Here is a 1,245-nt window from a genome sequence, read left to right on the forward strand (position 1 = left end):
GGAACAGTGCCACTGTAATCAACTTCTTCTGGTTGATTATCGACCATGTATTCACCAGTACCGGCAGACACAGCACCGTATACATCAACGGTGTTTGTCGCTGGCATTTGAACGACTTTGTTTTGCTCTTCTAACTGATTGTTAGCGTAGTTATATACATTTTTCTGACGATTTGGATTCAACTTTTCATAAACGGATATTAACTCATTATGATTAACGCCAACCCCCAATATATATTCAGGAGTAAGTCCAAGAACTCTTGCAAAATCATTAACTCTATTAAGAGGAAACTCTCTTGTTCCATTGAAATATCTTGAAATTGCTGATTTAGCCATGTCTACTTGGCGAGCTAATTCACTCATAGATATATTTTTTTCATTTGTTCTATCTTTTAAAATAGAAATGATTTCTTGATTAGTTCTCATTATATGTACCCCTCAAATCAATAACCAAATTATAGCACCGTTCCCATTTGGATACAATAATATTGATAAAAAAAACAAAAATATTTTTTTTTGACAAAATTGTTGACAAACGAGAACGAACATAATAATATATTAGTGTACCCGAAAGGGAACGGAAAGGAGGATAGATATGATTGTTAATCTTAATCGTTTGAAGGCTGAGCGAGTAGCAGCAGGCTTCACGCAAGACGAAATGGCAGAACGAATGGGATGGAAAACTCGTTCACCGTATGCTAAACGAGAATCAGGAATTATTCCAATTGGAGCAGATGAGTTAGCTAAGGCTGCTGAAATTCTTGGTTATGATTCAGGAACACTTGGTATTTTTTTTACAACAAACGTTCCCAATAGAGAACGTAATCAACCAGCATAAAGGAGGCCGACATGGCAAATGAAGTGAAAGCTTTCAATTTTGAAAGTAACGAAGTACGGACTGTACTTATTGATAACGAAGCATGGTTTGTAGGGAAAGATGTAGCAGAGACTTTAGGATATTCCCAAACTGCTAAAGCAATTCGAACGCATGTCCAAGTTGATGACAAAGGGGTGTCCGTTTTGGACACCCCTGGAGGAAAGCAACAGATGACTGTGATTAACGAGTCTGGTGTGTTCGCTCTTATCTTTGGTAGTGAATTAGATAGTGCTAAGCGTTTTAAAAAGTGGGTTACATCAGAAGTCCTGCCAAGCATTCGCAAGCATGGTGCTTACATGACGGACTCGAAGATTGAAGAAGCGTTGACTGACCCAGATACGATTATTCGTTTGGCCACGACTCTTAAGC

Annotated in this window: 3 protein-coding genes; 2 read left to right on the forward strand and 1 reads right to left on the reverse strand. The window is 38.2% G+C overall.

Features of this window, described 5'->3' with window-relative positions; all coding sequences use genetic code 11:
- On the reverse strand, positions 1–425 hold a 425-nt coding region (locus tag AOQ32_RS08290; protein ID WP_148666546.1), incomplete at its 3' end, for a helix-turn-helix domain-containing protein.
- Positions 426–594: 169 nt separating this feature from the next.
- On the opposite strand from AOQ32_RS08290, the gene AOQ32_RS08295 reads away from it, so the two are divergent.
- Both AOQ32_RS08295 and AOQ32_RS08300 read left to right on the forward strand, forming a co-directional pair.
- A complete protein-coding gene (locus AOQ32_RS08295; protein WP_059394391.1) occupies positions 595–837 on the forward strand; it encodes a helix-turn-helix domain-containing protein in 243 nt (80 codons plus the stop codon).
- Positions 838–848: 11 nt separating this feature from the next.
- Positions 849–1,245: BRO-N domain-containing protein (locus tag AOQ32_RS08300; RefSeq protein ID WP_199504904.1), on the forward strand; the 397-nt coding region annotated here is incomplete at its 3' end.

The organism is Fructobacillus tropaeoli (genome assembly GCF_001047135.2).
In the GTDB taxonomy this organism is placed as follows: domain Bacteria; phylum Bacillota; class Bacilli; order Lactobacillales; family Lactobacillaceae; genus Fructobacillus; species Fructobacillus tropaeoli.